This window comes from Streptomyces sp. DSM 40750 (genome assembly GCF_024612035.1).
GTDB lineage: Bacteria > Actinomycetota > Actinomycetes > Streptomycetales > Streptomycetaceae > Streptomyces.
On record NZ_CP102513.1, the window covers coordinates 6,137,571 to 6,162,251 of the forward strand.

At 71.0% G+C, this 24,681-nt stretch carries 21 protein-coding genes and 1 pseudogene; 10 read left to right on the forward strand and 12 right to left on the reverse strand.

Features of this window, described 5'->3' with window-relative positions:
- The first annotated feature begins 281 nt into the window (after nt 1-281).
- Both JIX55_RS27380 and JIX55_RS27385 read left to right on the forward strand, forming a co-directional pair.
- A complete protein-coding gene (locus tag JIX55_RS27380; protein ID WP_257569500.1) occupies nt 282-773 on the forward strand; it encodes a hypothetical protein in 492 nt (163 codons plus the stop codon).
- A 44-nt stretch (nt 774-817) separates the two neighbouring features.
- A complete protein-coding gene (locus tag JIX55_RS27385) occupies nt 818-1,009 on the forward strand; it encodes a hypothetical protein (protein ID WP_257565919.1) in 192 nt (63 codons plus the stop codon).
- 157 nt (nt 1,010-1,166) lie between these two features.
- Here JIX55_RS27385 and helR read toward each other — a convergent pair whose 3' ends face one another.
- Both helR and JIX55_RS27395 read right to left on the reverse strand, forming a co-directional pair.
- Nucleotides 1,167-3,380, reverse strand: coding sequence for an RNA polymerase recycling motor ATPase HelR (helR, locus tag JIX55_RS27390; RefSeq protein WP_443046538.1), 2,214 nt, complete (start codon nt 3,378-3,380; stop codon nt 1,167-1,169).
- A 341-nt stretch (nt 3,381-3,721) separates the two neighbouring features.
- Nucleotides 3,722-4,960, reverse strand: coding sequence for a glycosyltransferase (locus tag JIX55_RS27395; protein ID WP_257565921.1), 1,239 nt, complete (start codon nt 4,958-4,960; stop codon nt 3,722-3,724).
- Between the two features lie 606 nt (nt 4,961-5,566).
- Here JIX55_RS27395 and JIX55_RS27400 point away from each other — a divergent pair.
- A complete protein-coding gene (locus JIX55_RS27400; protein ID WP_257565922.1) occupies nt 5,567-7,126 on the forward strand; it encodes a CBM35 domain-containing protein in 1,560 nt (519 codons plus the stop codon).
- Nucleotides 7,127-7,233: 107 nt separating this feature from the next.
- Here JIX55_RS27400 and JIX55_RS27405 read toward each other — a convergent pair whose 3' ends face one another.
- Complete coding sequence (locus JIX55_RS27405; RefSeq protein WP_257565923.1) at nt 7,234-7,647, reverse strand: VOC family protein; 414 nt, start codon at nt 7,645-7,647, stop codon at nt 7,234-7,236.
- A gap of 247 nt (nt 7,648-7,894) precedes the next feature.
- On the opposite strand from JIX55_RS27405, the gene dacB reads away from it, so the two are divergent.
- The 3 genes from dacB to JIX55_RS27420 all read left to right on the forward strand — a co-directional run bounded on the left by dacB (nt 7,895) and on the right by JIX55_RS27420 (nt 10,782).
- Nucleotides 7,895-9,241: a D-alanyl-D-alanine carboxypeptidase/D-alanyl-D-alanine endopeptidase gene (gene dacB, locus JIX55_RS27410; RefSeq protein WP_257565924.1), complete on the forward strand. Its 1,347-nt coding sequence runs from the start codon at nt 7,895-7,897 to the stop codon at nt 9,239-9,241.
- Nucleotides 9,242-9,447: 206 nt separating this feature from the next.
- Nucleotides 9,448-10,113 (forward strand): hypothetical protein, encoded by a 666-nt coding sequence (locus JIX55_RS27415; RefSeq protein ID WP_257565925.1) that lies wholly within the window; start codon nt 9,448-9,450, stop codon nt 10,111-10,113.
- Nucleotides 10,114-10,578: 465 nt separating this feature from the next.
- Entirely contained in the window at nt 10,579-10,782 is a 204-nt protein-coding gene (locus JIX55_RS27420) for a cold-shock protein (protein ID WP_257542945.1), read from the forward strand.
- An 86-nt stretch (nt 10,783-10,868) separates the two neighbouring features.
- Here JIX55_RS27420 and JIX55_RS27425 read toward each other — a convergent pair whose 3' ends face one another.
- Nucleotides 10,869-11,318 carry a DUF5707 domain-containing protein gene (locus JIX55_RS27425; RefSeq protein WP_257565926.1) on the reverse strand — a complete coding sequence of 150 codons (450 nt, stop codon included), beginning with the start codon at nt 11,316-11,318 and terminating at the stop codon, nt 10,869-10,871.
- Nucleotides 11,319-11,555: 237 nt separating this feature from the next.
- Between JIX55_RS27425 and JIX55_RS27430 the strand changes: the two genes are divergently transcribed.
- The 3 genes from JIX55_RS27430 to JIX55_RS27440 are packed head-to-tail and all read left to right on the forward strand — an operon-like array spanning nt 11,556 to nt 15,089.
- Nucleotides 11,556-14,018 (forward strand): sensor histidine kinase, encoded by a 2,463-nt coding sequence (locus JIX55_RS27430; RefSeq protein ID WP_257565927.1) that lies wholly within the window; start codon nt 11,556-11,558, stop codon nt 14,016-14,018.
- On the forward strand, nt 14,015-14,698 hold the full coding sequence (locus JIX55_RS27435; RefSeq protein ID WP_257565928.1) for a response regulator: 684 nt from the start codon (nt 14,015-14,017) through the stop codon (nt 14,696-14,698). The genes JIX55_RS27430 and JIX55_RS27435 overlap by 4 nt, the downstream gene beginning before the upstream one ends.
- Nucleotides 14,699-14,741: 43 nt before the next feature.
- Nucleotides 14,742-15,089, forward strand: a complete 348-nt coding sequence (locus JIX55_RS27440) for an SCO4225 family membrane protein (RefSeq protein WP_257565929.1) — start codon at nt 14,742-14,744, stop codon at nt 15,087-15,089.
- A gap of 7 nt (nt 15,090-15,096) precedes the next feature.
- Here JIX55_RS27440 and JIX55_RS27445 read toward each other — a convergent pair whose 3' ends face one another.
- From JIX55_RS27445 to JIX55_RS27480, 8 genes and pseudogenes are all read right to left on the reverse strand, one after another.
- Nucleotides 15,097-16,143 carry an ABC transporter substrate-binding protein gene (locus JIX55_RS27445; protein ID WP_257565930.1) on the reverse strand — a complete coding sequence of 349 codons (1,047 nt, stop codon included), beginning with the start codon at nt 16,141-16,143 and terminating at the stop codon, nt 15,097-15,099.
- A 33-nt stretch (nt 16,144-16,176) separates the two neighbouring features.
- Nucleotides 16,177-17,007 (reverse strand): annotated as a pseudogene (locus JIX55_RS27450) (ABC transporter ATP-binding protein); the annotation flags it as partial.
- A 656-nt stretch (nt 17,008-17,663) separates the two neighbouring features.
- Nucleotides 17,664-18,779, reverse strand: coding sequence for a FecCD family ABC transporter permease (locus JIX55_RS27455; RefSeq protein WP_443046724.1), 1,116 nt, complete (start codon nt 18,777-18,779; stop codon nt 17,664-17,666).
- Nucleotides 18,780-18,874: 95 nt separating this feature from the next.
- Complete coding sequence (locus JIX55_RS27460) at nt 18,875-19,879, reverse strand: FecCD family ABC transporter permease (RefSeq protein ID WP_257565932.1); 1,005 nt, start codon at nt 19,877-19,879, stop codon at nt 18,875-18,877.
- Between the two features lie 94 nt (nt 19,880-19,973).
- The gene (locus tag JIX55_RS27465; RefSeq protein WP_257565933.1) at nt 19,974-20,540 is read right to left on the reverse strand and encodes a tellurite resistance TerB family protein; all 567 of its coding nucleotides are present in this window, start codon (nt 20,538-20,540) and stop codon (nt 19,974-19,976) included.
- Nucleotides 20,541-20,740: 200 nt separating this feature from the next.
- On the reverse strand, nt 20,741-22,336 hold the full coding sequence (locus JIX55_RS27470) for a DEAD/DEAH box helicase (protein WP_257565934.1): 1,596 nt from the start codon (nt 22,334-22,336) through the stop codon (nt 20,741-20,743).
- A gap of 90 nt (nt 22,337-22,426) precedes the next feature.
- Nucleotides 22,427-22,630, reverse strand: coding sequence for a cold-shock protein (locus JIX55_RS27475; RefSeq protein ID WP_031482971.1), 204 nt, complete (start codon nt 22,628-22,630; stop codon nt 22,427-22,429).
- 257 nt (nt 22,631-22,887) lie between these two features.
- A complete protein-coding gene (locus JIX55_RS27480) occupies nt 22,888-23,493 on the reverse strand; it encodes a TetR/AcrR family transcriptional regulator (RefSeq protein ID WP_257565935.1) in 606 nt (201 codons plus the stop codon).
- Nucleotides 23,494-23,616: 123 nt separating this feature from the next.
- On the opposite strand from JIX55_RS27480, the gene JIX55_RS27485 reads away from it, so the two are divergent.
- Nucleotides 23,617-24,636, forward strand: coding sequence for an aldo/keto reductase (locus JIX55_RS27485; protein ID WP_257565936.1), 1,020 nt, complete (start codon nt 23,617-23,619; stop codon nt 24,634-24,636).
- Nucleotides 24,637-24,681 lie beyond the last annotated feature (45 nt).

The window sequence follows — 24,681 nt, forward strand, 5'->3', positions numbered from 1 at the left end:
GGATCATCGGCGGGTCAGGCCACGCCGAAAAGGGGCCGCGGCCGAAGACGTCGGCCGGGCCCGGGCAGCACCCCGCTCAGGAGCGCGGCGGCGGGCAGATGGTCCGGTGAGAATGCACGGCCGGTAGCCTAGCCAGGGCGGTCTACGGGCTGCCCTGGTTTATTGCGCGGAGATCGTCATTGCGGCTGGGGGCCGACCCGCACCGAAGCGAACAAGTCCACGGGATCGACGCCCGCGATAACATCCGCGACCTGATGTCGATCTGCACGGGGGAGCGCATCGTGACGACCATCGCGGTGACCGGGCACCTGGACCTGACGGCGGGCACTGTCCCTCTGGTCCGTGAGGCCTTGGCCAACCTGCTCACGCGATACGCCGGTGACGGCCGGCTCGTCGGTGTCTCCTGTATCGCCAAGGGCGCCGACACCCTCTTCGCCGAAGCCGTGCTCGCAGTCGGCGGTCGGCTGGTCGTTGTCGTCCCCTCCCAGGACTACCGCCGCAACACGGTCGAGCCCGAACACGGAGCCTCCTACGACCGCCTCGTGGAAGCCGCCGAGGAAGTCCTCGTCCTTCCCTACGAGACGGCCAACCGGCAGGCGTACGAGGCCGCCAACGCGGTACTCATTGAACGCGCCGACCGCCTCGTCGCCGTATGGAACAGCGCACCGCCCACCGGGAAGGGAGGCGGCACCGCCGACGCCGTCCTCGACGCACGGGCGGCGGGCATCCCCGTGGACGTGGTGTGGCCGGACGGCGCGGCTCGGCAAGGCTGAGCGTCGCGAAGAAGTACAAGGCCCCCAGCCGGAGGGAGACTCTCATGAAGCCGATGTTGCCTTCACAGACGAGCACCACCGAGGTCCCCGACGAGGGCGGGTTCGCTCCGCTGCTCGCCGCGTGGGATGTGGCGCACCCCACCGTCGCCGACGCCGACTGGCGGCATCTGCTGGACGAGATGGCTCATCCCGGTACGACGCAGGCGTTCCACCGCCTGGCCGAGGCCGCGGCTTGATCTCGCACGGCCACGGCCACCGCTACGACCACGACCACGTGCGGTCGGGTCCTGCCCAGCCGGGCGTCAACTGTTGCTGGGGCACCACGACATGAGGCCCGGGAGACATCTCCCGGGCCTTTCTGTCCGTACTCGGCCCGCCGGTCTCAGGTCGTCGTCAGGTCGTCGTGAGGATGACCAGTTGCTGCGTCGCTCGGGTCATCGCGACATAGCGGTCCACCGCTCCTTCGATGCCTTCGCCGAAGTCCTCCGGGTCGATGAGGACCACCAGGTCGAATTCGAGGCCCTTCGACAGCTCGGGAGTCAGGGAGCGGACGCGGGGCGTCGTACCGAAGGCTGTGCGGGATGCCGTGCGGGATGCCGTACCGGATTCGGGGACGGCGATGACGCAGGCGATCCCCTCGGCATGTTCCGCGAGCCAGGTGTCGAGGATCGGGTCCAGGTCCGAGGCCGGTCCGTGTACGACCGGGACGCCGCCGCTGCGGATGGACGTCGGGACGTTGGCGTCGGGGAGCGCGGCTCGGATCACCGGCTCGGCCTCCGTCATGATCTCTTCGGGAGTGCGGTAGTTGATGCTCAGGGAGGCCAGGGTGACCCGGTCGAGCCCGATCCGCTCCAGCCGCTCCTGCCAGGACTCCGTGAAGCCGTGCCTCGCCTGGGCGCGGTCGCCGACGATGGTGAAACTGCGGGACGGGCAGCGCTGCAACAGCATCTGCCACTCCGCGTCGGTCAGTTCCTGCGCCTCGTCCACGACGATGTGGGCGAACGGGCCGGCGAGCAGGTCCGGGTCGGCGGTGGTCAGTTCGGACTCGTCGACCAGGCTGACCTTGGCGTCCTCGCCACGCAACATCGTCACCAGGCCTTCGCCGTCGTCGGCGTCGGCGCCGGAGTTCGATACGGCTTCGATCAGGTTGTCCACGACCCGTTCCATGCGCTCGCGCTGGGCGGCGATGGTGGCCGCGTGCCGGCGCTTGCGCCGGGCCGTTTCCGGGTCGCCGAGGCGTTGGCGGGCCGCGTCCAGGAGGGGAAGGTCGGAGACCGTCCACGCTTGGGGGTCCTCGCGCTGCAACCGCCGCACCTCCTCGCGGCTGAGCCAGGGCGCGCACATGCGGAGGTAGGCGGGGACCGACCACAGGTCTCCGACCAGGTCGGTCGCTTCGAGGAGGGGCCAGGCGCGGTTGAAGGTGGCGACCAGGTCCCTGTTCTGAAGGAGGGACTTGCGGAGGAGGTTGGGTGGGGCGTCGCCGTCGTGTTTGTCGGTCAGGATCGTGAGGAGTTCCTCCCAGACCTGGTGGCGGGCCTCGTTGTGGGGGGTGCCGGGTTCCGCCGCTTCGAAGGCGGCCGTCCAGTCTTCGGCGCTCAGCCAGATGTCGGACCAGTGGGTGGTGACCGTCATGCCCTTGGCGGGCGGCTCCTCGTAGAACCTGACGGCCTTCTCGATCGAACCCACCAGGTCCGCCGACGACTTCAGCCGGGCCGACTCCGGGTCGGGCTCGATACCGGCAGCCGCTCCCTCGGTGACCAGGTCCCGCAGGATGCAGGTCTGTACGCCCTCCTCGCCGAGGCTCGGGAGGACGTCGGCGACGTAGGAGAGGTAGGGGCGGTGGGGGCCTACGAAGAGGACGCCGCCCCGACGGTGGCCCAGTCGGGGGTCGGAGTGGAGGAGGTAGGCGGAGCGGTGGAGTGCCACGACCGTCTTGCCGGTGCCGGGGCCGCCGTCCACGACCAGGGCGCCGCGCGAGCTCGCTCGGATGATCGCGTCCTGGTCGGCCTGAATGGTGCCGAGGACGTCTCGCATGCGTTCGGACCTGTTGGTGCCCAGGCTGGCGATGAAGGCGGACTGGTCGTCGAGGGAGGCGTGGTGGTCGGTGAGCCCGTCCGGGGAGAACACCTCGTCCCAGTAGTCGGTGATGCGGCTGTTGGTCCAGCGGTAGCGGCGGCGGCTCGTCAGGCCCATCGGGTTGGCGTGGGTGGCTCCGAAGAACGGCTCGGCCGCCGGGGAGCGCCAGTCGATCAGCAGTCGGCGGCCCGTCGTGCTGTCCGTGAGGCCGAGGCGGCCGATGTAGACGGGCTCGGAGTCGTCCGCGCTCACCATGTGGCCCAGGCAAAGGTCCAGGCCGAAGCGGCGCAGGGTGCGCAGGCGGGCGGTGAGACGGTGGATCTCCGTGTCCCGGTCCATCGCCTGCCGGCCCAGGCCGCCGGGTGCCTTGCGTGCGGCGTCGAGTTGGGCGGACACCTCGGCGATCGACTGCTCCAGGCACTGCGCGAGCGCCGTGAAGTGCCGCTCGTCGTCGGCGATCAGTGCCGGGTCGGCCTTGGCGGAGAGACGGTCGGGGAGGTCGAATGCGCTGGTGGTGGCCGGGGGGTTCACGTTATTGACTCCGAACGCTCCGAATGTGGGGTCGCTTACGACCATGGGTCCTGCTTGATGGCTCTGCTGTGACCATGGGCCCTGCTTGATGGCTCTGCTGTGACCATGGGTCGTACTCGATGGCCCGGCCGCGATCATGGGTCCTGGCTCGACGGTCCTGTTCGTTCACGGGGTCCTGGCTGGCGGACCTCGCTCGACGCTCCCGCCCGGTTCACGCGGACACGGTTGCTTCTCTCGTCCGGTTCGCGCGGACACGGTTGCTTCTCTCGTCCGGTTCGCGCGGATACCGGTTGCTTCTCTCGCCCGGTTCATGCGGATACCGGTCGCTTCTTCCGTCCGGTTCACGTGGACACCGGCTGTCCTTCCTGGCTGATCGTGTCAAGGAGCAGCTTCGCCGCCACCGTCGCCCCGTCCGTACGGACCATCCCGGCCACGGCGGTCGCCCGGGCGCGCGTCTCGGGCGCCAGGGCCACGTCGAGCGCGGCCGACAGGGACTCGAACGTCGGGGTCGGGCCGTCGTGGGCCACGCCGATGCCCAGATCGGCGACCCGGGCCGCGAAGTACGGCTGGTCCGCCCCCTGAGCCACCACCACCTGCGGCGCGCCCGCCCAGGTTGCCGCGGTCGTCGTGCCCGAGCCGCCGTGGTGGACGACGGCGGCCGCCCGGCGGAACAGCGCGTGGTGGTTGGCCTCGCCGACGACGAAGCAGTCGTCCCGGTCGTCGACGAGGGCCAGGTCGGCCCAGCCGCGGGAGACGACCGCCCGGCGGCCGTGCGCGCGGATCGCCTCGATGGACACCCGGGCGACGTCCTCCGCGCCGCGCAGGGCGATGCTGCCGAAGCCGAGGTACACCGGGGGTGTGCCGGCCTCCAGGAACGCGGTCAGCGCGGCCGGGAGCGGGCGCTCGTCCGGCAGGATCCACGTGCCGGTCTGTACGACGTCGAGGTCCGACGGCTCCTGCCACGGGTCCAGGACCGGGTCCGTCGCCAGCCACGGGCGGTCGGTGAAGACATGGTCGCGGACGTTGTCCACCGGTGGCAGGCCGACCGACGCCCGGTGGGTGTTGATCACCTCGCCGAACAGGTCGTTCGCGCTCTGGGCGTCCAGGTCCCACAGCACCCGGTTGTCGGTCATGCCCGGGGGCAACGGCCGGCCCGGGCGCTGCATCGGCGGGTGGTGGGGTGACGGCAGGGAGATCGACTGGAAGCTCGCATATAGGTAGGGGATGTCCAGTTTATCGGCCACCGACCGCACGCAGGCCGCCGCCGGGAGCAGGCCGGTCGCCAGCAGCACATCGCAGCCCTCGGCCGCCTCGGCGACCACGTCGAACTGTGCGAGCAACTCGGCCGCGCGCCGGGGCACGCCGTCCGCCGTCGGCGGCGTCGCCGCGGTCATCATCGCGCGCACCGACCGGCCGAACGGCACCAGCGGTACGTCGACACCGGCCAGCCGCCGCTCGAATTCCTCGTCCGGCGGCGCACACACCCGCACCTCCGCGCCGAGTCCACGCAACCGCACCGCGAGTCCCGCCACCGGTTCGACGCCCCCGCGCGAGTCGTAGCTCGCCAACAGCACACGCATGTGCGCGCCCCCCATTTCGCAGATTCCGGCTCAGGCCGGAGATTCTGCGGCACGACGGGGGCCTTGCCGCAAGCCCCCCGGTGCGCTATAAGTTGAGAGTGGCAAGGAGTGGATTACCTCCTTGCCTTTGCTGTTTCCGGCCTGTCTCCCGGCCCGTTTCCCAGCCTGCTTCCGTCGCTGCGGCTGCGGCTGCGGCTGCCGCCTCCGTCGTAGCCACAGCCGCCTCTGTCGTAGCCGCCTCCATCGCAGCCGCAGCCGTCGGCCCGCCCGCGTCCCTCTGCTTCCGCCCGCTGCGGACAGTCCCGGAAGCCGATGTCGGCCGAGTTTCCGTTCACAACCTCGGATGAGTGGCGGCCTGCGAGATGAATTTCTGCTCTCGTACGGCTCTGGAATCAGCTGCTGAGTCCGCCTCCGTATGGCGCTTGAACAGCCATGATCTCCATTCTCGACGCCCCGACGTCACTCTCTCTGCAGTTCACCCATGTGAACAGAACTTACGTACCAGTCTATTGACGTGCCCAAGTCACCCTCTGACACTCACTCACAGGGAAAGCGCTTTCTGGACCGCACTCTGGACTGAATCCCTGGAGACCAACGATGCCAACGATGCACGTGAGACCCGTCATGGCGAGCGCAGCTCTGCTCGCAGGCCTGCTCGTCGCGATGTCCGGTACGACGGCGCAGGCCGCGACCACCCGGTACGAGGCCGAGACCTCACCGGCTGTCTGCACAGGCACGATCGACTCCGACTGGACCGGATACTCGGGCAGCGGATTCTGCAACGGCACCAACGCCGCCGGCGCGTACGCGCAGTTCACCGTGACCGCACCCGCATCGGGCACGGCGACACTGTCCGTCCGCTTCGCCAACGGCACCACCGCGGCGCGGGCCGCGAACGTCGTCGTGAACGGCTCCACGGCCGCGACGGCGTCCTTCGAGAGCACGAGCACATGGACGGGGTGGACGACCAAGACGCTGACCGTGCCGGTGAGTTCGGGCAGCAACGTCATCCGGATCAACCCCACGTCTTCGACCGGGCTGCCCAACATCGACTACCTCGACGCCGACGTGCCGTCCGGCACCACCACACCGCCGTCGAGCTCCGCGCTGTACGTCTCGCCGAGCGGGACGGATTCCGCGGCCGGTACGGTCTCGTCTCCGACCACCCTCACCTCGGCGATCAGCCGGATCACCGCCGGGGGGACGATCTACCTGCGCGGCGGTACGTACGCCCAGCCGTCGACCGTCACCATTCCGGTCGGCAGCTCCGGGACCGCCGGCGCCCGTACGACGCTCTCCGCCTACCCGGGCGAGACACCGGTCCTCAACTTCTCGGCGCAGACCGAGAGTTCGTCGAACCGGGGGCTCCAGCTCAACGCCTCGTACTGGCACGTCTACGGCATCGTCGTCGAGCGAGCCGGTGACAACGGGATCTACGTCGGCGGCAGCGACAACGTCATCGAGCGGACCGTGACGCGGTTCAACCGGGACACGGGGCTGCAGTTGGGGCGGATGGCCTCCACCACACCCACCGCCGACTGGCCGTCGGACAACCTCATCCTGAGCGCCGAGTCGCACGACAACGCCGACTCCGACGGGGAGGACGCCGACGGGTTCGCGGCGAAGCTGACCACCGGGACCGGGAACGTCTTCCGGTACGCCGTGGCCCACAACAACATCGACGACGGGTGGGACCTCTACACCAAGCCGGACACCGGGGCCATCGGGCCGGTGACCATCGAGGACTCCCTCGCCTACGAGAACGGCACGCTCAGCGACGGATCCCAGGCCGGGAACGGGGACCGCAACGGCTACAAGCTCGGCGGTGACAGCATCGCCGTGAACCACATCGTCCGGCGAAGCATCGCCTACGACAACGGCAAGCACGGTTTCACGTGGAACAGCAACCCGGGGACCATGGCGGTCTCCGGCAACGTGAGCATCGACAACACCGAGCGGAACTTCACCTTCGACGGCGGTACGTCGGTGTTCCGCGACAACACCTCGTGCCGGAGCGGCAGCGGTACGAACGACCGGATCATCGGTGACTCCGACAGCTCCAACCAGTTCTGGTCCGGGACGAACGGGGCCCGGTGCTCCTCGTACGACGGCGGCCTGGACTGGTCCTTCGGCAGCGACGGCAGCCTCGACGTCACCTTCGGGTGAGGGCGTGACCCTCAGCTGAGATCGGGATGACGGGTTGCCCCCGCCTGGAACGGTTCGCCGTTACAGGCGGGGGCAAAGGTGTCGGCGGTGGCCTGGCTCGGCGGCGCTCAGGCCTGTGGCTCGCTGATGTTGACCATCCACGGGATGCCGAAGCGGTCCGTGCACATGCCGAAGACGTCGCCCCACATCTGTTTGTCGAGGGGGACGGCGACCGTGCCGCCGGCGGAGAGCTTCTCCCAGTAGCCACGCAGTTCGGTGTCGTCGTCGCCGCTGAGGCTGACGGAGAAGTTGTTGCCGGGGGTGTGGTTCACGCCGGGCGGGGCGTCGGCGCCCATCAGGGTGAAGCCGCTCGGGGTCTCCAGCATGCCGTGCATGATCTTGTCGGACTCGGCGGCGCCCGGCTGGCCGAAGCTGCCGTAGGTGTTCAGCGACAGTTCGCCGCCGAAGACCTCCTTGTAGAACTCCAACGCCTGCCGGGCGTCGCCGTCGAAACTGAGGTACGGGTTGAGCCGCGAGACCATGAGAACCTCCCTGAAACGGGCAAACGGTCAGTTGTCCGGAGACTAGCCCTCGGCACTGACAACGGCATGCCGAGCGCCCTCCGCCGACCGACTCCGGTGTCCGCCCGCCCAGTTGTGGCCGCCGTCACAAACGCAGCGGAACACTGCAGGTCTTCTCAGGTCTTCACAAAGTACCCATCGGTAGCAGGGGCCTCTGCTGTTACTTTCTGTTTCAAGATTCTCTGGAACCCCCCACCGAGGTCCCCCCATGCCCAGCACCTCCCCTTCCCCTTCCTCCCTCGTCCGCCCCGGCGGACGACACCGCAAGACCAAGGCACCCAACCCGGCGCTGCGCCGGGCGGCCGTGATCGCGGTGGTAGCCCCCGTCGCCGGGACGATCCTGGCCGGTCCGTCCGCCTTCGCCGCCGACAAGGCCGACGCCAAGGCGGGCACCACCGAACTGGACGCCACCGAGCAGAAGATCGCGGACAACCTGAACACGCGCAGCCAGGACACCCGGCTCGGCAGCACCTTCAGCGGTGTCGTCATCGACGCCAAGTCCGACAAGGTCGTGTGGGGGCACAACGCCGACACCGCGCTGATGGCCGCGTCCAACACGAAGCTCGTGACCTCCACCGCCGCGCTGACGGTGCTCGGCCCGGACCACCGGCTCACCACGAAGGTCGTGTACGGCGACGGCACGCTCACCCTCGTCGGCGGCGGCGACCGCACGCTGACGACCGACGACCTCGACGCGCTCGCCAAGACCGCCGTCGCCGGGCTGAAGAACGCCGGGCTCACCTCGGTGAAGGTCCGCATCGACGACAGCCTCTTCCCCGAGCCGACGCTCGCCAACGGCTGGAACACCGGCTACTACCCGGACTCCATCGCACCCGTACGCGCTCTGGTCGTCGACTCGCACAACGTCGAGGACACCTCCCTCGACGCGGGCGGCGTCTTCGCGGGGCTCCTCGCAGAGCGGGGCGTCACGGTCGACGGCGAGGTCACGCGCGGCGTGGTCGGCGAGAGGGACGTGCCCGTCGCCACGCACACCTCCGACAAGCTGTCCACCGTCGTCAAGCGGATGCTCAAGGTCAGCGACAACGACATCGCCGAGTCGCTGCTGCGCCTCACCGCGATCGGCGCGGGCCGCTCCGCCACCTTCGAGGACGGGACAGCGGTCGTCCGCGACGTCCTCACCCGGTACGGCATCTCGCTGGACAACTTCGCGGTGTACGACGGCAGCGGACTGTCCCGCGCGACGCGTATCCCGGCGCGGACCCTCGCCGACATCGTCGACCTGGCCGCCGATCCGCAGCACAGCCAGACGCTGAAGTACATCATCGACGGGCTGCCCGTCTCGGGTGAGGCGGGAGCCACCCTGGGCCCGGAGTTCGGCCGGTTCGACACCGCCGACTCACAGTGCGCCGTCGGCCAGGTCAAGGCCAAGACCGGAACGCTCACCGGCGCCGTCGCCCTGAGCGGTCTGACCAAGGCCGAGGACGGCCGCTGGAGGGTCTTCTCCTTCGTCGAGAACGACTCCACCGCCGGCCCGTCCGACATCAAGGACGCCCTCGACGGCCTCGCGGCCACGGCCAACGGCTGCTGGGTGTAACGGCCTAGGACTGGCCCAGGACCCTTTTCCCGGCGAGCCACCCTCTTTCCGGCGGGCCGAGCGGAGCGGAGGGCGGCCGGGCGGCCGGGCGTACGCTGAAAGGACCGAGGGTTCGTCGCGCGTCGGCTCTTACGCCGGTGCCGTTCTCGGCGAACGACGACGCCGGGCCGGACCCGACCGTCCGGGCCCGGGGCAGGGTTCGCCCCATGACCGTGCACGTGTCGGAGTCGAGGCGCCGCCAGGGCCCGTCGCCCATGACCGGCGAATGCCTCCGCCCGCTCACCCGCCGCCAGGTCCAGGACCGTATGCCGGAACTCGGCGACCTGTACGCGCGGACCTCCGGCGGCGAGCCATGGGCGTGGAACGGGGCCCGCACCGCCTTCCTGCGCAGACTCACGTCGGAGGTACGGCGGCCGGGGTTCGCCCTGCTGATCGCGGAGACCACCGTTCCCTCGGGCACCACGGTGCTGACCGGCTGCGCCCACGGCTTCCCCGTACGCGGCGACGGGCCCTGGTGGCAGGGCCTCGACGGATATCTGCCGGAGAGCCTGCTCCGTGTCGCCGGGGCCGGGCGGCTCTTCGCGGTCTCCGGGATCCTCGTCGGGCGCCGGGTGCGTACGGAGAACCAGGCCCGCGACTGGAACCTCGCCCGCCGTCTGCAGACACGGCTACTGACCGACCACGCCGCCGCGCTCGGCGTGATGCTGGTGAACCGTGGCGACGTCGAGACGCTGGAGGCGTTGCGGTCCTGGGGATGGCGGCACATGTCGGCGGACGCGCGGAGTGGGGCGGAGTCGGGGGCCGTGGGGGATGCGGCGCGTGTCCCGGCGGTGCCCTCGTACGCCCCCTGCCGGGTCCTGGTCCTTCGGTGACGGGTGCTGATTGAGTACTGAAGGGGAGCTGGGGGGAGCTGAGGGGGAGCCGAGCAAGGCGAGAACACCTGTGCTCGCGGCGGCAGGATTTCGGTGCGGGCGGCTAAAGTTTCCGTACGGGAACCCGCTTCCCCGGTGCGGGCCGCTACTCAGGTCACCAGCTGCGTATCGCCGCCTCGCGAACCGTGGGTAAGAAATCTGGTGGCGCCGGAGGAGAAAATCGTCCGGTGCGGAGAGATGATTCCAGCTGGTGCGGAGCGATGCTTTTACTGGTGTTCCGTCGATATTCTTTCGGGACTTTTCCGGACGGCATTCCTTCTTCCTTGCCGTCGATTCCATCCGTGCTAGGCTGATCCTGAATTGCAGTTGTGGTTGCCATTTTCCGGATTCCCGGGCAGGTGATCATCGACAGCGATGAGGGAGCCTGCGAGGTGCGGGTTCCAGCACTGCCTCAGGAGAATTGACATGGCCACCGGTACTGTTAAGTGGTTCAACGCTGAAAAGGGCTTCGGCTTCATCGCGCAGGACGGCGGCGGCGCCGACGTCTTCGCCCACTACTCGAACATCGCCACCCAGGGCTTCCGTGAGCTTCAGGAAGGCCAGAAGGTGACCTTCGACGTCACGCAGGGCCAGAAGGGCCCGCAGGCGGAGAACATCGTTCCCGCCTGACGTCCGCGTTACCCGACGCGTCCGCGCATACAACGGCGGAACAGGGGCCCGCACCTTGAGGTGCGGGCCCTTTCGTTTTTCTCCGCTCAGCCCGTGACCTCGAACGAGGCGGCGGGGGACACGAACTCCGTGTCGCCGTCCTTGGCCGTCGCCAGTGCCGAGATGTGCCAGGTGCCCTTGGCGAGGTCGGCCGCCTCCGCCTTCGTGACCTTCAGCGTGTAGGTGCAGCGGGACGTCTCGTCCGAGGTGCTGCGGCACTCGGCGCTGTCCACGTGCGCCATCTCCGCCTCGGCCGGGTCGAGCTTCGAACTCGCGGGCCAGGCGATGACCTTGAGACCCTTGACGCCGGAGTTGTCGCTCACGTCCGCGGTGAAGGTGACCGAGCCGGCCTTGCCGTCGGTCGGGGCGACATAGCGCGCCGAGGTGTTCTCCACGGTGAGCTTCGTGGCGGCCGAGGCGAGGGCGAGACCACCGGCGGCCACTCCGCCGAGGGCGAGGACACCGACGACGGACGAGACGATGATGCGCTTGGACATGGGAAATCCCCCTGAATTCATTGTGGAGAGGAAACGTACGGAAAGGTGAATCGCGGAAGAGCGATTCCCGCTTTCGATGTGTTCGAGGCTATGGCGCGGGCTCTTCCCCGGTCGTCGCGCTGCGGGACGATTGCCCGCCTCGAACCGCAGGTAGAGGTCTATAACCCAGGTACAAGAAGGACATCCGCCTTCAGCCGGACTCGGGCCGTTCACCCGCGGCCCTAGCCTTGTCCCGCGATGATTCGAACAGACGACGACCGGTTGCTCCCGGTCCTGCTGATCTGCGCCCAGGCCGTGGTGTGGCCCGGTGCGGCGCTGGCGCGCGGTACGGTCCCGTCCGGGTCCGCGCTGCTGGTGGCGGCCCTGGCCGCCGGAGTGGTGACGGCCGCGCTCGCGCTGCGCCGTACCCGCCCGGTGCCCGCCCTCGTCGTGGTCGCGGCCACGTGCGCGTTGGGTGCCGGGCCGCTGCCCGCCGGGGCGATGGCCGTACTCGGCACGGCGGGGGTCGCGCTGGCCCTCTTCACCGTGGCGACCGAACGCGACACCTTCACAGCCGTGTTGTGCGGGGCGGCGCTCGCCGTCTGGCAACTCCTCCAGAACATCAGCCTGCACGGGCTCAGCGACCGCGACGGCCTCGACCTCGTCCTCGTCGCCCTGCTGTACGCCACCGCGTGCGGCGCCGGCGTCCTCGTACGACGCGCCCGACGCGTACGCCGGGCGGCCGAGCAGCGGTTGAAGCGGGCCGAGACCGAGCGGCATCGGCTGCCGGCGGCCGAACGGCGGCGGATGGAACGGGAGTTGCACGATGTCAGCGCCCACCATCTGACGGCCGTCGTCGTCACGGCGGGCGCGGCGCTCGGGCTGCGTGACCGGCGACCCGAACTCGCTGCGGAAGCACTGGAGTTCGCGGTCGAGACCGGCCGTGAGGTCACGCGCGCGCTCCGTGCCGTACGGGCGCCGGCGCCCTCCCGCGAGGAACTGCCTTCGCCGGAGGAACGGCTGCTGGACCTAGTCGCCGGGTTCCGCCGCCTCGACCAGCGGGTGGACTGCGAGATCGACCCACTGCCGGACGGTGCCGTCGCGGACGCGGCGTACGGCATCGTGCGCGAGGGCCTGACCAACGTGGCCCGGCACGCGCCGGGCGCGCACACCAAGGTGCTCGTCCGGTACGGCGAAACCCGCACGGACGTCGTGGTCACCAGCGCGGCCCCGCCGGCCGGTACGGCGGCGCACGCGGCGGGCCTCGGCGGCGGACGCGGCCAGGGCTTCCTGCGGTCCCGGGCGCGGGAGGCGGGTGGCACGCTGCACAGCGGGCCCACGGCGGACGGCGGTTGGGAGATACGCGCGGCCCTCCCCGGCCGCACCACCACCCAGGTCGAACGGTCCGCTCCGCGCGGCTACCGCCTGGCCCAGGTGATCGCCGCCGTCGCCCTCGTCCTCCAGCCGCTGCTCCCGGTCCTGGTCATCCGCGCCGAGACCACGTCGAGCGGGTCGCACGTCTCCGCGGGCGTCCTCTTCGCCCTGCTCGCGGCGGCCCAGGCGGTCGCTCTGCTCTGGCTGCGCCGCGCGCCCCGCACCGCCCTCGGCGTCCTGCTCGGCCTGGCCCCGCTCTGGCCGGTGGCCATGACCGTCGGCGACTACACCGGCCCGGCCTTCCTGCCGCCCGCCCTGAGCATGCTGGCCACGTGCGCGGCGCTCGCGGGGGAGGCGGCGCGTGCGGCTGCGGATCCGGCCCGCGCGGCGGGGGATTCGGCTCGTACGGCTGTGGATCCGGCCCAGGTCACCGCGACCGCGGATCCTGCTCGTACGGCCATGGGCCCGGCCCGTACGTCTGCTGCTGACGATCGCCCGCGTGTGCCGTGGTGGGTTCTCCCCGCTGCTGCGGTGATCGTGCACACGGCCGCCGCCACCGTCGCCGTACTCGACCGGGGCACGACACTCCCCGTCTGGGAGCTCGTCGCGTGGGTGGCCGTCGGCGCCGAACTGGCGGTCGGCGCCGCCCGCTGGGGCGGGACCCTGCACGGGCGGCGCGTCCTGGCCGCCCGGGGGACACAGGAGGAACGGCTCACCGTCTGGACGGAGGAGGCCGTGCGGGACGCGTGGGCGGAGCGGCGGCGGATCGCCGCCGGGCTGGAGACGACCGTGCTGTCCCGCACCACCGACATGGTCGCGGAGGCGGAGGCGGGTCGGCTCGACACCACCGCCGAACGCGCCCGCGAGGCCCTGGCCGCGATGCGTGCCCTGCTCGACACGGTCCGGGAGAGCGAGGGCGAGGACGAGGCGGGGGCCCGGCGCCGGCCGCAGCCCACCCTCCAGGCGCTCGACCTGCTCGCCCACCAGTGCCGGGCCACCGGCCGCGAGGTCGAGATACGGCTGACCGACCGGGTACCGGAACGCCTGCCCACCGCCGTCGACCTGGCCGCCTACCACGCCGCCGAGATGGTCCTCGCGGCCGGCGGAGACCAACCCGCGGTGCTCGAACTCGATGCGGCGGACGGTACGTTGACCCTCACCGCCACCGGGGTGCCGCGCGCCGCGCGTCCCGCCGTACGGGAGCGGCTGACGGCGCGGATCGCTCCGCTCGGCGGCACCCTGACACCCGGCGGGCCGGACACGGTCCACCTCCGGCTGCCTCTCGCCGCGGCGCCGGCCGCGGAACAGGGCCGCGCAACAGACAGGGAAGAGGGAAGTGAGCGATGAGCCTCAAGGTGCTGGTCGTCGACGACCAGGGCATCGTACGGGCGGGGTTCGCCGCCGTGATCGACGCCGAGGACGACCTCACGGTCGTCGGTGAGGCCGCCGACGGGGCCGAAGCGGTCAGGCTCGCCGAGGAGTTGGCGCCGGACGTCGTCGTCATGGACGTACGGATGCCCGAGCTGGACGGCATCGCCGCCACCCGCATCATCACCGGCCGCGAGGACGCGCCCCGGGTGCTCGTGCTGACCACCTTCGACCTCGACGCGTACGTCTTCGACGCGCTGCGCGCCGGCGCCTCCGGGTTCCTCCTGAAGGATGTGCACGCCTCCGAACTGCTGGCCGGCATCCGGGTGGTGGCCGCCGGCGAGAGCGTGCTCGCCCCGTCCGCGACCCGCCGCCTCATCGGCCACTACGCCTCCGGAACGGCCCCCGGGACCGGGGACGGCGACCTCCCCCGCGAACTGGAGGCCCTGACCGGCAGCCAGCGGAACGTCCTCGGCCTGGTCGCCACCGGCCTCACCAACGCGGAGATCGCCGAGGAACTCGGCATCACCGTCGGCACCGTGAAGTCCCACGTCAACGCCCTGCTGCGCAAACTCGGCCTGCGCGACCGCGTCCAGGCCACGATCCTCGCCTACGACCTGGGCCTCGCCCGTCCGAACCCACCGGGCGCCCACCTCTGACGGCCGTACACCTTCCCCCGCACCACAGCTGAGGAGCCCACCCGTGACCGGCACCGATACCGATTCCGGCCGATCCCTGCCGCGCCGATCCCTGCCGCGCCGCTCGCGCCCCGCCGTCGGCGACATCGTCGCGCTCGTCTACCTCGCGGCCTGCGTCGCCCTACTGATCTGGGCGATCGTGGTGAGCTCCGGCGAAGGCTCGGACGGGTCCATGGCGGCCGTCATCCCCCTTCTCGCCACCGCGCCGGTCAGCTTCGTCTGGCTCGTGCTGCCGGACGGAGCCGTCACGCTCGTCGTCGCCGTCGTCCTCGGCGGAGTGGCCAACGCCGCACTCATCAGCTGGTGCGGCCGGGCCCTCCGCCGGGGCGACCGCCCGGACCCGACGCCCTGAGCCGTGCCTAGTCGGTGAGGTGCTCGTCCAGGTCGCCGAGCACCTCGTCGGCGGCGGTCACACCGAGGCCGAGGTACCAGGTCTCGTCCGGGACGTCGTAGGCCTGGCCGGACTTGACGGCGGAGAGGTTCTTCCAGAGCGGGTTGCTCTGGGCGGCGGACTTGTCGGTGGCCTTCGGGTCGCCGTAGACGCCGGTGAAGATGTAGTCGGCGTCGGCCTGGTCGATGTTCTCGGCGCTGACCTCGGTGGCGAGGTCCTCGATGTCCTGGTTCTTCGGACGCGGGACGCCGACGTCCTTGAGGATCGTGCCGATGAACGAGGCGTTGGCGTAGAGGCGGACGATGCCGTCCGGCATGTAACGGACCATCGAGACGGTCGGCTTGTCGGCGCCGAGCTTCTTGCCCAGCGCGTCGGCCTTCGCCTTGTAGGCCGCCAGCTTCTCCTTCGCCCGGTCCGTCTTGTCGAGGGCGGCCGCGTTGAGGAGGTAGTTCTCCTTCCAGGTGAAGCCGGGGCGCACCGAGAAGACGGTCGGCGCGATCTGGGACAGCTCGTCGTACTTGTCGGCGGCGCGCAGCTGGCTGCCGAGGATCAGGTCGGGCTTCAGCGCGGCGATCGCCTCCAGGTTGAGGCTGTTGATCGTGCCGACGTTCTTCGGGCTGCCCGCGTCCTTCTTCAGGTACGACGGCAGCTCCGGGGAGCCCTCGGTCGGGGCGAGGCCGACCGGCTTGATTCCGAGGGAAACAACGTTGTCGAGCTCGCCGACGTCGAGGACGACCACACGCTTGGGCTCGGCCTTCAACTCCGTCTCGCCCATGGCGTGCTCGATGGTGCGCGGCCACTCGCCGGCCTTGGCGGCGGTGCCCATCGCGGCGGTCTTCTTCGCCGCGTCCGCGAAGTCCTTGCCGCCCTTGGCGACGTCCTTCTTGTCGGCGGCCCCGGCGGAGGCCCCGGCGCCCGACCCCTCCCCGTCGGAGGAACCGCCGCACGCGGTCAGGGAGAGCGCGGCGGCCAGAGCGAGGGCTGTGGCGGTGGTGCCGCGGTGGCGGAGGAACATGGGAGGGCTCCCGTCGTAGAACTTAGGTCTGCCTTACTTTATGGGTTTCCTATGGGCCGGGAAATCGTGGAGCGTGTGTTGCCGGACACCCGGAGGGCCGGGAACCACCAGCGGATCACCCGTCACCGGATCCGGTACGACCACCGAGGCGAGCCCGAAGACGTCCTGGACGAGGTCGGCCGTGACGATGTCGGCGGGCGGGCCCTGCGCCACGATCCGGCCCGCCCGCATGGCGATCAGATGGTCGGCGTAGCGCGCGGCCTGGTTGAGGTCGTGCAGCACGGCGACCACCGTACGGCCGCGCTCGTGGTTCAACTGCCGTACGAGATCAAGCACTTCGACCTGGTGGGCGATGTCCAGGTAGGTCGTCGGCTCGTCGAGCAGCAGCAGGTCGGTGTCCTGGGCCAGGGCCATCGCGATCCACACGCGCTGGCGCTGACCGCCCGACAGTTCGTCGACCGGGCGCTCGGCGAGGTCGGTGGTCCCGGTGCGCTCCATCGCGTGGGCGACGGCCGCCTCGTCGGCTTCGGACCACTGCCGCCACCACTTCTGGTGCGGCTGCCGCCCGCGCGAGACCAGGTCCGCGACGGTGATCCCCTCCGGCGGCACCGGTGTCTGCGGCAGCAGTCCGATCACCTGGGCGATCCGACGCGTCGGCACGTGGGCAAGTTCGGCCCCGTCGAGAAGCACGGCACCCCGACGCGGCTTCAGCAGCCGGCCCAGGGCCCGCAACAGAGTGGATTTGCCGCAGGCGTTGGGGCCGACGATGACGGTGACCTTCCCGTCCGGGACCTCCAGATCCAGATCCTCGACGACGGTACGGTCCTCGTAGGCGAGGGTGAGGCCGCGCGCGGCGAGACGGTTGCCGTGGACGGGGGCGGCGCCGTCCTCGGGTGCGGGGCCGCCGACCGGTGTGGCGGGGGCTCTGTTCCGTGCGGTGCGGTCGCCGTCCGGTGCGGCGAGAGGGTTGTCGGGTTCGGCGAGAGGCTTGTCGGGTTCGGCGAGAGGCTTGTCGTGCGCTGAGCTGTCGCCGTCCCGGGCGGTGGGGCCGCCGTCCTGCGTGGTCGGGTCGCTGTCCGGTGTGGCGCGGGTGGTGTCGGGCGTGGTCGGGTCGCTGTCCGGTGTGGCGCGGGTGGTGTCGGGCGTGGTCGGGTCGCTGTCCGGTGTGGCGCGGGTGGTGTCGGGCGTGGTCGGGTCGCTGTCCGGTGTGGCGCGGGTGGTGTCGGGCGTGGTCGGGTCGCTGTCCGGTGTGGCGCGGGTGGTGTCGGGCGTGGTCGGGTCGCTGTCCGGTGTGGCGCGGGTGGTGTCGGGCGTGGTCGGGTCGCTGTCCGGTGTGGCGCGGGTGGTGTCGGGCGTGGTCGGGTCGCCGTCCTGCGTGGCGAGAGCGGTGTCCGGCGTGGTCGGGTCGCCGTCCGGTGCGGCGCGGTCGCCGTCCCGTCTGGCGCGGTAGCCATCCTGCGCGGCGAGGGAGTCGCCCCGCGCGGCAATGGGGTTGTCGGGTTCGGCGGCACGGTTGCCGGTCACGCGGTTCCTCCGGAGCGGTTGCCGCGGGTGCGGATGATCAGCCACATCAGATAGGGGGCGCCCACCAGGGCGGTGAACACGCCGACCGGCAGTTCCAGCGGCGAGAGGAGCTTGCGGGCCAGCACATCCGCGACGACCACGATCAGCGCGCCCGTCAACGCGGAGCACACCAGCGGAGTGTGCGGGGTGCGGGTCAGCCGCCGGGCGATCTGCGGGGCGAGCAGCGCCACGAAGTCGACGGGACCGGCGGCGCCGGTCGCGACGGACGAGAGGACGACACCCAGGACGCTCAACCCGATCCGCACCCGGCCGAGCCGGAGGCCGAGCGCGGTGGCCGTGTCGTCGTCGAACGCCGCGCTCCGCTGCGCGCGGGCCGCCCACAGCAGGAACGGTACGAGCAGCAGCAGGACCGTCGCGAGCGGTGCGGCCTGGTCGTAGCCGCGGCCGTTGAGCGACCCGGTGAGCCAGGTCTTGGCCTGCTGGGCGACGAGATAGTCGCCCTTGGTCACCAGCAGCCGGGTCAGGGAGCCGAGCGCCACCGAGATGCCGATGCCGACGAGCACGAACCGGGAGGCGCTGAGCCCACCCCGCCAGGCGAGCACATAGACGAGCAGCGCGGCCAGCAGTCCGCCCACGACGGACACGTACGGCAACACGGCGTAGGAGGTGAGCCCGAAGGTCATCGCGGCGACCGTCGCCGCGCCCGCGCCGTGCGTCACCCCGATGACGTCGGGGCTGGCGAGCGGATTGCGGGCCATCGTCTGGATCAGTGCCCCGGACAGCCCGAACGCGACGCCCACCAGCAGCCCGGTCACCAGCCGCGGCAACCGCAGTGTGCCCACGACCAGTTCATCGGGGCTGGGCAGTCCGACCAGCACACGCACGACCTCGGCAGGGGAGACGAAGGACTCCCCGACGCACAGCGACACGACCACGGCGGCCGCGAGCAGTACGCCGAGCACGACCGCCACCACGAGGGCCCGACGGTGCAACAGGAAACTGCTCCCACGCCCGGCCCGCACGACGGCGTGCCCGGCGGGCCGGACGGAGGCGCGGGGCCGGGGAACGGCGGAGGTTTCGGGGGCGACAGGAGACTCCGGGGCGGCGGCGATCCTGGCGGAGGCGGAGGCGGAGGGCCCGGGGGAAGCGGTCGTTTTCGAGGGCGCGGGCCGCTCGGGTCGCGGCTCGTCGCGATCGTCGACGTACGTCATGCCGCCGCCACCGCCTTCCTGCGCACCAGCGCGATCAGGAACGGCACACCCGCCAGCGCGGTCATGACGGCCACCGGTACCTCCGAGGGCCGTACGACGATCCGGCCGAGGACGTCGGCGAGGAGCAGCATCACCGGGCCGAGCAGTGCGGCCATCGGCAGCAGCAGACGGTGGCCGGGGCCGACGAGGGCGCGGGCGATGTGCGGTACGGCGAGGCCGATGAAGGCGATGGGTCCGGCCGCGGCGACCGCGGCGCCCGTCAGGACGGTCGCGCCCAGGGCGCCGGTCGCCCGCAACAGGGCGACGTTGCGGCCGAGTCCCCGGGCTATGTCGTCGCCCAGCGCGAGCGCGTCGAGGCCGCGGGCCATGGCCAGCACCAGCAGCAGACCGGCGAGCAGAAACGGCCAGACCTGGCCGGCGATCGTCGCGTCCCGCCCGCTGATCGAACCGACGTCCCAGAACCGGAACTCGTCCAGCGCCCGCGCGTTGGTGGTGAGGATCGCCGAGACGACGGAGGCGAGGAACGCGTTCATCGCCGCCCCGGCCAGCGCCAGCTTCACCGGCGACGCACCGCCGCGCCCGCCGCTCGCGACGGCGTAGATGCAGACCGCCGCGACCGCGGCACCCGCGAAGGCGTACCAGACGTACCCGGTCAGGGTGTGCACCCCGAGGAAGGCGATGGCGACGACGACGCCCAGCGAGGCGCCCTGGCTGATGCCGAGGATGCCGGGCTCGGCGATCGGGTTACGGGTGATGCCCTGCAGGACCGTGCCGGCGACGGCCAGCGCGACGCCGACGAGCACGCCGATGACCGTCCGCGGCCCCCGCAACGCCCGTACGACCTGGGCGTCGTCGCTGCTGCCGCCGTGCACCAGCGCGTCCCACACCGCCGAGGGCGGGATCGTACGGCTGCCCACCGCGAGGCTGAGCAGCACGGCCAGCGACAACAGGAGAAGGGCGGCCACCAACCAGCCGACGCGGCGTCCTACGACTCCCGACATGCACCCTTCTCCATCACTTCCCCGTACGCAGCAGTAAGGCTTGCCTAAGGGTACGTGGTGAGAGAAGGGCGGCTTGGGCCCGTCCCGGTCGGCGTCAGAGGCCGAACTCCTGGGGGGACAGGCCGAGTGCCGCGCACGCCTCGCGCAGGACCTGCTCCTCGGCCGGGGCGATGAAGCCGTCCGCACCCGCCACCACGAAGCCGGTCTGGACGACCGCCCGGGCCTCCGTCGGCTTCTTCGCGGCCTTGGCGATCTCCTGCATGGCCTCGGTCTTGCCCTGCTGGAAGTTGAAGGAGAGCTGGTCGACGTGCTTGTTGAAGCGCTGCCGCAGTTGGTCGGCCGGGAAGTTCTGCAGGACGTCGTTGTTCAGGATCAGCGACTCCACGTGCTGCCGCTCGGCCGGGTCGACATTTCCGTCGGCGGCGGCGACCAGGGCGCACATGGCCATGCTGGCGTCCCGGTAGGCCCCGCTCTTCAGCTCCGTCTTGAGGGAGGTGAGCTGGGACTTGAGCGCGCTCACCAACTGGGCCTTCGAGCCGCCGCCGGACCGCGTGGACCCGCTGGAGCCCATGCCCGGCCGCCCGTGCCCGCCGGCGCCCCGCGCCCCCTGCGCCTGCTGCAGACCCTTGGCCTGGTCCTTGATCCGATCCCACATCGCCATGCGTGCCACCTCGGCTTCAGCCCATTGCGTTCCGGTCGTCCGCGTGCGTTCCGCGTCCCCCTGTCAACGCCCGCCGGACCCTTCGAAGTTCCATGACGGGGCAGGTGATCGTCGGCGGTGAACGCGGGGAGACGAACCCGAGCGTCGCGGCGGCCGGATGAGGTGCCGTGTGAAGGCGCCCCTGGGGGCGCCCTCGGGTCTCAGCGGCCGTTCCCCTTGGCCGGGGCGCGGCGGCGGCCCTGGGCCGGGCGGCTCCGGCGGCCGCGCGAGGCGGAGGCCGGACGTGCGGGGCGTTCCTCGGTGACCGGCGGGGCGAGGACGACGGGCACGCCCGAGGGGGCCTGGGCGCCGGTGATGCGGTTGAGGTCGGTGCCGCCCGAGCGCACCCGGGTGGTCGTCGGGGTGATGCCGGCGTCGGCCATCAGCCGGGTCATCTCGCGGCGCTGGTGCGGCAGGACCAGGGTGACGACGGTGCCGGACTCGCCGGCGCGGGCCGTACGGCCGCCGCGGTGCAGGTAGTCCTTGTGGTCGCCGGGCGGGTCGACGTTGACGACGAGGTCGAGGGCGTCGACGTGGATGCCGCGGGCCGCGACGTTGGTGGCGACCAGGGCCGTGATGTGACCGTCCTTGAACTGGGACAGGGCCCGGTTCCGCTGGGACTGCGACTTGCCGCCGTGCAGGGCTGCGGCGCGCACCCCGACGGCCAGCAGCTTCTTGGCCAGCCGGTCCGCCCCGTGCTTGCTGTCCAGGAACATGATCACCCGGCCGTCGCGGGCGGCGATCTCGGTCGTGGTGGCGTGCTTGTCGTCGTCCTCGACGTGCAGCACGTGGTGGTCCATCGTCGTGACGGCGCCCGCGGACGGGTCGACCGAGTGGACGACGGGGTCGTGGAGGTAGTCGCGGACCAGCCGGTCGACGTTGCGGTCCAGGGTGGCCGAGAACAGCAGCCGCTGTCCGTCGGGGCGCACCTGGTCGAGCAGGGCGGTCACCTGCGGCATGAAGCCCATGTCGGCCATCTGGTCGGCCTCGTCCAGGACGGTGATCGCGACCCGGTCAAGCCGGCAGTCGTCGCGGTCTATGAGGTCCTTGAGCCGTCCGGGCGTCGCGACGACCACCTCGGCGCCGCCGCGCAGCGCGCTCGCCTGGCGCCCGATGGACATGCCGCCGACGACGGTGGCCAGCCGCAGGCGCAGGGCGCGGGCGTAGGGGGTGAGGGCGTCGGTGACCTGCTGGGCCAGTTCCCGGGTGGGTACGAGGACGAGGGCCAGCGGATGGCGGGGTTCGGCCCGCTGTCCCGATGTACGGGCGAGCAGGGCGAGGCCGAAGGCGAGTGTCTTGCCCGAGCCCGTGCGGCCCCGGCCCAGGACGTCCCGGCCGGCGAGCGAGTTCGGCAGCGTCGCGGCCTGGATGGGGAACGGGGCGGTCACCCCTTCGGCACCGAGGGTCTCCAGCAGCCGCGCGGGCAGGTCGAGTTCGGCGAACGCCTCGACGGCCGGCAGCGCGGGGGTGACGGTGACCGGCAGCGCGAACTCACCGCCGACGGCGGCGGGACGGCCGCCACCACCGCGACGGCTCCGGCCGTTCTTCGCCGAAGCGTTCCTGGCAGAGCCGTTCTTCGACGAGCCGTTCTTGGCGGAAGCGGCCCTCGCCGAGCCGTTGGTGGCGGAAGCGGCCTTCGCCGAACCGTTCTTGGACGAAGCGTTTTTGGCCGATCGGGAAGGAGTGGTCTGGTTGCCCGTCCCCTGCGAGCGGGCGCGGGAGGCGGAGCTGTTGTTCGTACGAGCCGTGCGGTTCATGGGGGACCTTCCTCGATGCGGCACTGTCGCACACGAGCCGAGGCCCACACCCGAAGGTGCGGGCCCCGGCTCATGATGTACGCGTCAGAGTCAGGCGGGAACGATGTTCTCGGCCTGCGGGCCCTTCTGGCCCTGCGTAACGTCGAAGGTCACCTTCTGGCCCTCCTGAAGCTCGCGGAAGCCCTGGGTGGCGATGTTCGAGTAGTGGGCGAACACGTCCGGGCCGCCACCCTCCTGCTCGATGAAGCCGAAGCCCTTTTCCGCGTTGAACCACTTCACGGTGCCAGATGCCATGTTGTAACTCCCTTGATGCAAGTGCCCGGAGTCCGCACCTTGCGGACCCGGCGTCGCAGCAACGATTTGACCCGACGGGAAGAACTGAAAGCCCCGGAAAGTCCCGGAAACAAAAAGAGTGCTCGTCGACGGAAGGTCGAAGAGCACTCAGAAGCCTCTGGTAACCAAAACTGCCACTTCATGCCAAGGTAGCACAGGCCTGTGCCACGCGGGAGTGATCACACGGATTCGTTTTCCGGGGCTCGGCGACAGCGCCGTCACCTGCGGCGCAGCCCCGCGATGAGGAGTTCGACAAGACGGCGGGCGTCGTACTGCGGGTTGTTCTCGGCGCCGATGCACAGGTTTCCGACGCCGCGCATGAGCTGGTAGGCGCCGACGTCGGAGCGGATCTCGCCGGCCTCGGCCGCGGCGTCGAGCAGCCGGCCGCACACGGGCACGAGCCGGTCGAGGAAGTAGGCGTGGAGGGCCTCGAAGCCGGCGTCGTCGGACTGGAGTGCGGCGGCGAGGCCGTGCTTGGTGACGAGGAAGTCGACGAAGAGGTCGATCCAGTTCCCCAGGGCGGCGTACGGGGTGGGGCCGGCCGACAGCAGGGCCGGGCCGGCCTCGGCGCAGGCCTCCACCTGGTGCCGGTAGACGGCGACGATGAGATCCGCGCGCGTCGGGAAGTGACGGTAGATCGTGGCCGTACCGACGCCTGCCCTGACCGCGATGTCGCGCACCGGCGCCTCGACGCCCGACTCGACGAAGACCGCGGCGGCGGCGTCCAGCAGCGTCTCCTGATTGCGGCGGGCGTCCGCCCTCTTGGGTCTGGCCGCCCGCGCCGTCTGTCCCGCGCCCGCGTCACCGTTTCCGCTGTCGTCCATCGTTTCGCTCCCTCCGCTGCCGAGCGTGTCACATCCACCGGCCTTGTTAAACGGGACGCTGTTCCGTATCGTCAAACGGGACGACGTTCCGTTTCTTTGACGCTTCTCGAAGGAGACCCGGTCATGCAGTACCGCACCTTGGGCCGCACCGGTGTGCAGGTCAGCTCGCTCGCGCTCGGCGCGATGAACTTCGGCAGGATCGGGCGTACCACCCAGGACGAGGCCACCGCCCTCGTCGACGCCGCCCTGGAGGCGGGGATCAACCTCATCGACACCGCCGACATGTACAGCGACGGCGAGTCGGAGGAGATGGTCGGCAAGGCCATTGCCGGGCGCCGCGACGACATCGTGCTGGCCACGAAGGCGGGCATGCCGATGGGCGACGAACGCAACCACCGGGGCGGTTCGCGCCGCTGGCTGGTCACCGAGCTGGACAACAGCCTGCGCCGCCTCGGCGTCGACCACGTCGACCTCTACCAGATCCACCGCTGGGACCCGGCCACCAGTGACGAGGAGACGCTGTCGGCCCTCACCGACCTCCAACGCGCGGGAAAGATCCGTTACTTCGGCTCCTCGACGTTCCCCGCCCACCGCATCGTGCAGGCCCAGTGGGCCGCCCGCGAGCACCACCTGGGCCGTTACGTCACCGAACAGCCCAGCTACTCGATCCTGCAGCGCGGCATCGAGGCCCATGTGCTGCCCGTGACCGAGGAGTACGGACTCGGTGTGCTGGTGTGGAGCCCGCTGGCCTCGGGCTGGCTGTCGGGCGCGGTCCGCGCGGGCCGGGAGGTCACCACCAGCCGCTCGGCGTTCATGCCGGAACGCTTCGACGTCACCCTGCCCTTCAACCGGGCCAGGCTCGACGCCGTCGAACAACTGGCCGAGGTCGCCGACGAGGCGGGCCTGACCATGATCCAGCTCGCGCTCGGATTCGTGATCGCGCATCCCGCCGTGACCAGCGCGCTCATCGGCCCCCGCACGTCGGACCATCTGCGCGCGCAACTCGCCGCCGCCGACACCGAGCTCCCCGCCGACGTCCTCGACGCGATCGACGCCATCGTCGCCCCCGGCACCGACCTGGCCGCACACGAGAAGTACGACACCCCGCCCGCGCTCCTCGACCCGTCGGCGCGCCGCCGATGACTGCCCGAGAGGCAGCGCCCCTCGCCGAATCGGCCGAACTCACCG

Coding starts and splice junctions, on each gene's coding strand:
- JIX55_RS27405 (WP_257565923.1), bottom strand. CDS start 7,647: ATGGTCTCGCGGCTCAACCCGTACCTCAGTTTCGACGGCGACGCCCGG.
- dacB (WP_257565924.1), top strand. CDS start 7,895: ATGCCCAGCACCTCCCCTTCCCCTTCCTCCCTCGTCCGCCCCGGCGGA.
- JIX55_RS27385 (WP_257565919.1), top strand. CDS start 818: ATGAAGCCGATGTTGCCTTCACAGACGAGCACCACCGAGGTCCCCGAC.
- JIX55_RS27470 (WP_257565934.1), bottom strand. CDS start 22,336: ATGAACCGCACGGCTCGTACGAACAACAGCTCCGCCTCCCGCGCCCGC.
- JIX55_RS27480 (WP_257565935.1), bottom strand. CDS start 23,493: ATGGACGACAGCGGAAACGGTGACGCGGGCGCGGGACAGACGGCGCGG.
- JIX55_RS27425 (WP_257565926.1), bottom strand. CDS start 11,318: ATGTCCAAGCGCATCATCGTCTCGTCCGTCGTCGGTGTCCTCGCCCTC.
- JIX55_RS27465 (WP_257565933.1), bottom strand. CDS start 20,540: ATGGCGATGTGGGATCGGATCAAGGACCAGGCCAAGGGTCTGCAGCAG.
- JIX55_RS27485 (WP_257565936.1), top strand. CDS start 23,617: ATGCAGTACCGCACCTTGGGCCGCACCGGTGTGCAGGTCAGCTCGCTC.
- JIX55_RS27430 (WP_257565927.1), top strand. CDS start 11,556: ATGATTCGAACAGACGACGACCGGTTGCTCCCGGTCCTGCTGATCTGC.
- JIX55_RS27445 (WP_257565930.1), bottom strand. CDS start 16,143: ATGTTCCTCCGCCACCGCGGCACCACCGCCACAGCCCTCGCTCTGGCC.
- JIX55_RS27435 (WP_257565928.1), top strand. CDS start 14,015: ATGAGCCTCAAGGTGCTGGTCGTCGACGACCAGGGCATCGTACGGGCG.
- JIX55_RS27420 (WP_257542945.1), top strand. CDS start 10,579: ATGGCCACCGGTACTGTTAAGTGGTTCAACGCTGAAAAGGGCTTCGGC.
- JIX55_RS27400 (WP_257565922.1), top strand. CDS start 5,567: ATGCACGTGAGACCCGTCATGGCGAGCGCAGCTCTGCTCGCAGGCCTG.
- JIX55_RS27395 (WP_257565921.1), bottom strand. CDS start 4,960: ATGCGTGTGCTGTTGGCGAGCTACGACTCGCGCGGGGGCGTCGAACCG.
- JIX55_RS27475 (WP_031482971.1), bottom strand. CDS start 22,630: ATGGCATCTGGCACCGTGAAGTGGTTCAACGCGGAAAAGGGCTTCGGC.
- JIX55_RS27415 (WP_257565925.1), top strand. CDS start 9,448: ATGACCGTGCACGTGTCGGAGTCGAGGCGCCGCCAGGGCCCGTCGCCC.
- JIX55_RS27460 (WP_257565932.1), bottom strand. CDS start 19,879: ATGTCGGGAGTCGTAGGACGCCGCGTCGGCTGGTTGGTGGCCGCCCTT.